The 6,145-nt window shown below is 45.2% G+C and carries 4 protein-coding genes; 3 read left to right on the top strand and 1 reads right to left on the bottom strand.

Features of this window, described 5'->3' with window-relative positions:
• Positions 1-2,229: carbamoyl-phosphate synthase large subunit (carB, locus tag HRU21_08205; GenBank protein ID NRA42270.1), on the top strand; the 2,229-nt coding region annotated here is incomplete at its 5' end.
• An 18-nt stretch (positions 2,230-2,247) separates the two neighbouring features.
• Complete coding sequence (gene greA / locus HRU21_08200) at positions 2,248-2,724, top strand: transcription elongation factor GreA (protein NRA42269.1); 477 nt, start codon at positions 2,248-2,250, stop codon at positions 2,722-2,724.
• A 19-nt stretch (positions 2,725-2,743) separates the two neighbouring features.
• Here greA and HRU21_08195 read toward each other — a convergent pair whose 3' ends face one another.
• Positions 2,744-5,206: a PBP1A family penicillin-binding protein gene (locus HRU21_08195; GenBank protein ID NRA42268.1), complete on the bottom strand. Its 2,463-nt coding sequence runs from the start codon at positions 5,204-5,206 to the stop codon at positions 2,744-2,746.
• 242 nt (positions 5,207-5,448) lie between these two features.
• On the opposite strand from HRU21_08195, the gene pilM reads away from it, so the two are divergent.
• Positions 5,449-6,145, top strand: a 697-nt coding sequence (gene pilM, locus HRU21_08190; GenBank protein NRA42267.1) for a type IV pilus assembly protein PilM, incomplete at its 3' end; no start/stop codon positions are given.

Below are 6,145 nucleotides of genomic sequence, written 5' to 3'. Positions count from 1 at the left end.
CTCGACGAGCTTGCTAACGATATTACTGGCGGTGCGACGCCAGCATCATTTGAGCCAAGCATTGATTATGTTGTCACCAAGATCCCACGTTTTACCTTTGAAAAATTTGCAGCCGCAGAAAATCGCTTATCCACCCAGATGAAATCCGTTGGTGAGGTGATGGCAATTGGCCGTACCTTCCAAGAGTCAATGCAAAAAGCTTTACGTGGTCTTGAAGTCGGTAAATGCGGCTTTGACCCCGTTGTCGATTTATCAGACGATGAGGCACGCGCTAAAATTAGTGCCGAGTTACAAAATGTTGGCGCAGATCGCATTTGGTATGTGGGCGATGCTTTCAGGGCGGGTTTTAGTCTTGATGAGGTGTTTCAGCTTACCAAAATTGATCCATGGTTCCTGGTTCAGATTGAAGATATCATTTTAACGGAGCAATCGATTCAAACACGTGCACTATCTGATTTATCGGATGATGAAGTGTTCCGTTTAAAACGCAAAGGCTTCTCTGATAAGCGATTGTCGCAGTTACTCGCTGTGTCTGAAAAAGAGTTTAGGAAAAATCGTCAAGCCAGAGGTATTGCGCCAGTATATAAACGCGTTGATACCTGTGCGGCCGAGTTTTCTACCTCTACTGCTTATATGTACTCTACCTATGAAGAAGAATGTGAAGCTGCTGTAACCGAAAAAGATAAAATCCTCGTGCTCGGTGGCGGCCCTAACCGAATTGGCCAAGGTATCGAGTTTGATTACTGCTGTGTGCATGCGGCTTTAGCGATGCGTGAAGATGGTTATGAAACCATCATGGTCAATTGTAATCCTGAAACTGTTTCTACCGATTATGATACATCCGACCGTTTATATTTTGAGCCAGTAACTTTAGAGGACGTGTTAGAAATCGTTGCGCTAGAGCAGCCCAAAGGTGTGATTGTTCAATTTGGCGGTCAAACTCCACTGAAACTTGCGCAAGAGTTAGAGGCTGCTGGCGTTCCTATTATCGGCACCTCGCCAGAAGCGATTGATCGTGCAGAAGATCGCGAACGCTTCCAGCAAATGATTCAGCGCTTAGAGCTCAAGCAGCCACCTAACTCTACCGTTCGCTCAACCGATGAGGCGGTTAAAGTGGCTGATCAAATCGGTTACCCACTGGTGGTAAGGCCCTCTTATGTGCTGGGCGGCCGTGCGATGGAAATTGTCTATAAGGAAGAAGAGCTGCGCCGATACATGCGAGAAGCCGTTCAGGTTTCGGAAGATTCACCGGTCTTGCTGGATCGCTTCTTAAGCTCTGCCATAGAAATGGATGTTGATGCAGTGTCCGATGGTAAAGAGGTGGTTATAGGTGCGATTATGCAGCATATTGAGCAGGCAGGTGTGCACTCTGGTGATTCTGCATGTTGTTTACCGCCGTTCAGTATTTCTCAAGCTGACCAAGATAAAATGCGTGAAATGGTCAAGCGTATGGCAGTAGAGCTTGGCGTCATTGGCTTAATGAATGTTCAGCTGGCTATTCAAGATGGTGAAATTTATGTGATTGAGGTGAATCCACGTGCCTCAAGAACCGTACCGTTTGTTTCTAAATGTATAGGTACTTCGTTAGCCAAAGTTGCGGCACGCTGTATGGCGGGCACCAGCTTACATGAGCAGCAATTCACCTCCGAAATTACACCTCCATTCTACAGTGTTAAAGAGGCAGTATTCCCTTTTGCTAAGTTCCAAGGTGTAGACCCTATTTTAGGCCCTGAAATGAAGTCGACCGGTGAAGTGATGGGTGTTGGTGATGACTTTACTGAAGCCTTTTCTAAAGCGACGATTGGTGCTGGCGACACATTACCTGAACCTAAAGGTAAGGCCTTTGTTTCGGTAAGAGACCCTGATAAAGCAGGCATTTTAAAGCTGGCGCATCAGTTAATTGAATTGGGCTTTGAGCTTGTGGCAACTCGGGGAACGGCTAAAGTTTTAAGTGATGGCGGTTTACAGGTTGAAGTCATTAATAAGTTTGCTGAAGGTCGTCCGCATGTTGTGGATGCGATTAAAAATGGTGAAATTGAACTGATCATTAACACCACTGAAGGCAGACAAACTATTCAAGATTCTGCTTCCATTCGTCGCAGCGCGCTAGCGAAACAAGTGCTCTATAGCACGACTCTGTCGGGCGCTGAAGCGCTGGTAGGCGCCATTGCATATGGTGAAGAAAAAGCCGTGCGCCGACTACAAGATCTGCATCAGCAGATTCATTAAGCTATACAAGGAGTTGTAATGCAGCAGTTTCCAATGACAAAAGAGGGCGAGCTTTGCTTACGTGAGGAACTTGAGCGCCTTAAAACTGAAGATCGGCCACGCATCATCCAAGCTATTGCAGAAGCCAGAGAGCATGGTGACTTAAAAGAAAATGCCGAATACCACGCTGCACGCGAACAGCAGGGCTTTTGTGAGGGCAGAATTCAAGAAATTGAGGCCAAGCTTTCAAATGCACAGGTTATTGATATTACAAAAATTCCGGCCAGTGATAAGGTGATTTTCGGTGTAACTGTAACCGTTGTAAATGCTGATACCGATGAGGAAGTTACCTATAAAATCGTCGGTGATGATGAAGCCGATGTGAAGGCCAACAAAATCTCGGTTAGCTCTCCGATAGCGCGTGCGCTTATTGGTAAAGAGGTCGGTGATGAAGTTATCGTAAAAGCGCCCGGTGGTGATATTTGCTACGAGATTGATGATGTGCAGCATCTTTGATGCTGATTCAGTAAAATAGTTAGTCAAACAGCTCTTCAATTTGTTGGTCTTCAATAGACGCACTATTGCTTGTATCGTTCATCAGTTGCTCAAGATTCTCTTCCCGAATATATTCAAACTCAGTCACGCTGTCGCTGGGGTCGGCCAATCTGCCAGTTTGTTTGTTGATTAAAACATTGGCAATGCCTTCGGGTAGAGTTCGCGATTTAATACTGTAATTCGCCAAGGCCGTTTGCATAAACTCGATCCAAATTGGCAATGCCGCTGAACCACCATATTCGCGCCTACCTAAATTGCTATTATCGTCAAAGCCAACCCATGCACTGGCAACAATATCTGGTGCGTAGCCGGTAAACCATGCATCTGTAGGGCCATTGGTGGTGCCAGTTTTACCGGCGATATCTGGCCGGTTCAGTTGTTTGGCTTTAGTCGCCGTGCCGCGTTTGACGACATCTTTCAAAATATCATCAATAATAAACGCTACTCTTCGATCAATCACTCGCTCGGCATATCGTGGCGCTTGCTCTACTGCAGTTGACAAGGCTAGGTACTCATCAGCTTGAATGCTTATATTTGCTGGAGTTTGTTCATCACTATCAGGCGCTGAATGCTCGGGCACCTTAGTCGCCGACAGGTTGGTCATGGTTTCGACGTCTTCAGAGGTGCTCGTTGTACCGCCATTCGAAAGATCCTGCGGGGCTATGTTTGCTAAGCAGTTTTCACAGGCAATTAAAGGGTTAAATTTATATTCTGTGCCGTGATTAATCCTAATGATTTCGTCAATTAGATGCGGTTCAACTTTAAAACCTTGATTGGCAAAAACCGCATAGGCATTGGCAACAGTCAGCGGGGTAAACGTTGCACTGCCTAATGAAAGAGAGAGGTCTCTAGGCAGAGCGCTTTTCTCGAAGCCAAAACGGCTTAAGTAGCTGATCATGGGGTTCAAGCCAATCTGCTGCAATAGCCTGACAGACACTAAATTTCTAGAGCGATACAAAGCTTCACGAAAGCGAATTGGACCCAGGAAGCGCGAGTCTGCGTTACCGGGTCGCCAACTACTTTCGAGTTGGGCGTCATTAAACACCACCGGTGCATCATTGATAAGGCTGGCTGCGGTAAAGCCTTGATTGAGCGCGGCAGCATAGATAAAGGGTTTTATATTTGAACCGATTTGTCGTTTCGCCTGAGTAGCCCGGTTGAATTTGCTTTGATAGTACTCGTAACCGCCGCGCATCGCTAAAATGGCGCCATTATTTGGATCTAATGCAACAAACGCCCCTTGAACTTTGGGAATTTGGCTGATGGTAAAGCTGCCATCCTCGAGTTGTTTCAGTCGAACCGCACGACCCATTTGGATGATATCGCTAAGCTTTCGCCATTTACGTTTTACATCCTCATTTTCATACAGGGCAACGCTTGCCAAGCTATCAGCGTCAAGTTGAACCTGACTGTTGTCGCTTAAGGTTAAAGTGATAAACTCATCAGTCACAGCAGTGACGACGGCAGGCTTGAGCTCTGTGATGATGCGATTCCGGCTAAAAAAACGCGTCAAGCTTTCTGCTGAAGTATCTTTTAAGCGATACTCAGCGCCTCTAAAGCCATGCCGCTGATCGTATGCTTGAATACCTTGTTGTAGAGCCTGCTTAGCTGCCTGCTGCAGTTGACTATCAATAGTGGTGAAAATCACATAGCCAGCTGAGTATATTTCCTCGCCGAACATTTCAAAGGCTTTTTGTCTTGCCATCTCAGCAACATAAGGTGCATGCAGATCGAGACCGTTGCGACGTTTTTCGGCAGAAATAGCTGCTGATGAAGCCTGATCAAAGGCTGCCTGATCTATGTAGCCTAGATTCAACATCCGACCCAGAATCCAATTTCGGCGAATCAGAGCGCGCTCGGGGTTTGACAATGGGTTAAAGCGTGAAGGAGCCTTCGGCAAACCTGCAATCATGGCCATTTCGGCAAGGCTTAGCTGATTGATGTCTTTGCCATAGTAAACTTTTGCCGCGGCACCGATGCCATAACTTTTATGGCCAAGGAAAATTTTATTGACATACAGTTCGAGTATTTGGTCTTTACTAAGATCAGCCTCGATTTGCAGTGCGAGGAATATTTCTCTGACTTTGCGAATAATCGTGCGCTCAGGGCTTAGAAAGTAATTTTTGGCGACCTGCATGGTGATTGTGCTGCCACCGGTCTGCACGCGGCTACCCGTCAATTTTTGGAATACAGCACGACTGAGGCCGGTAATGCTCAGGCCGAAGTGTTGATAGAATTGATCGTCTTCAGCGGCAAGAAAGGCCTGCTTGAACAGTAATGGCACCGCTTCAATTTTGACGGGGTCGCGCTTCTTTTCACCAAATTCACCGATCAACTGCTTATCTTGGCTGTAAATTTTTAGCGGCACATTAAGTTGGATATTGGTTAGGGTTTCAACATCAGGCAGCGAGGGTTTGATGTATAAATACACTCCGCCGATCAAAATAAATGCACCTAAAAGAGCGCTAATTGTGAAGTAGATTGTATATTTGAAAATGTTATTCATTTTTTATGAAAGAATACCTTATATTCCACAACTCGAAGTTAGTTGCAAAAGTTTACCGAAAGAATTAATTAATAAGTATTTTTTTATTTTTTTATTTTTGTGCTAAGGTTGACCTTATCAGTTAATGTATTTTATACCTTTATTTTGTAAATTATTGATATTTATAGGTAATTCTCTTGATTGGCAGATTTAAGAATAAAAAGAAACCTTGTTTGGGCCTAGATTTGAGCTCAACCGCTGTCAAATTACTCGAATTAGCGAAAACTAGTGATGGTTATCGTGTCGAGAGTTATGCGGTGGCACCGCTTCCAGCAGGCTCGATTGTCGAGAACACGATTGAAAATGTCGATAATGTCGCTGACGGCATCTATGCTGCAGTAAGTAAGTCAAAAACAAAAAGTAAACTCGCGGCAGTTTGTGTCTCCGGCTCGGCAGTTATTACTAAAATCATTGATATGGAAGCTGGCTTGAGTGATGAGCAACGGGAGTTGCAAATTCTTGAAGATGCCGAGCAGTATATTCCATTCCCCATCACCGAGATTCAAACAGACTTTGAAATTTTACGTGAATCAGCTGATCAACCTGATGTGGTCGAGGTGCTTTTAGCAGCCTGTCGACGTGATGTTGTTGAAGCTAGGCAAAATGCGCTATCGATGGCAGGGCTTACTGCTAAAGTTGTTGATATAAAAGCTTATGCGATGGAGCGAGCGTTTGAATTAGTTCGCCCGCAGCTCGGCATTGAAGATGATGAAGATGTCGTGGCTATTGTCGATATTGGATCCACTACAACGACGCTGAGTGTCTTACAGGGCGGTGAAACTATTTACACTCGTGAACAGTTATTTGGTGGACAACAGCTTACTGAGGAGATTCAGC

The organism is Pseudomonadales bacterium (genome assembly GCA_013215025.1).
Taxonomy (GTDB): domain Bacteria; phylum Pseudomonadota; class Gammaproteobacteria; order Pseudomonadales; family DT-91; genus DT-91.
Note: the sequence above shows the minus strand (reverse complement) of the source record. Positions and strands in the feature narration are given on the sequence as shown.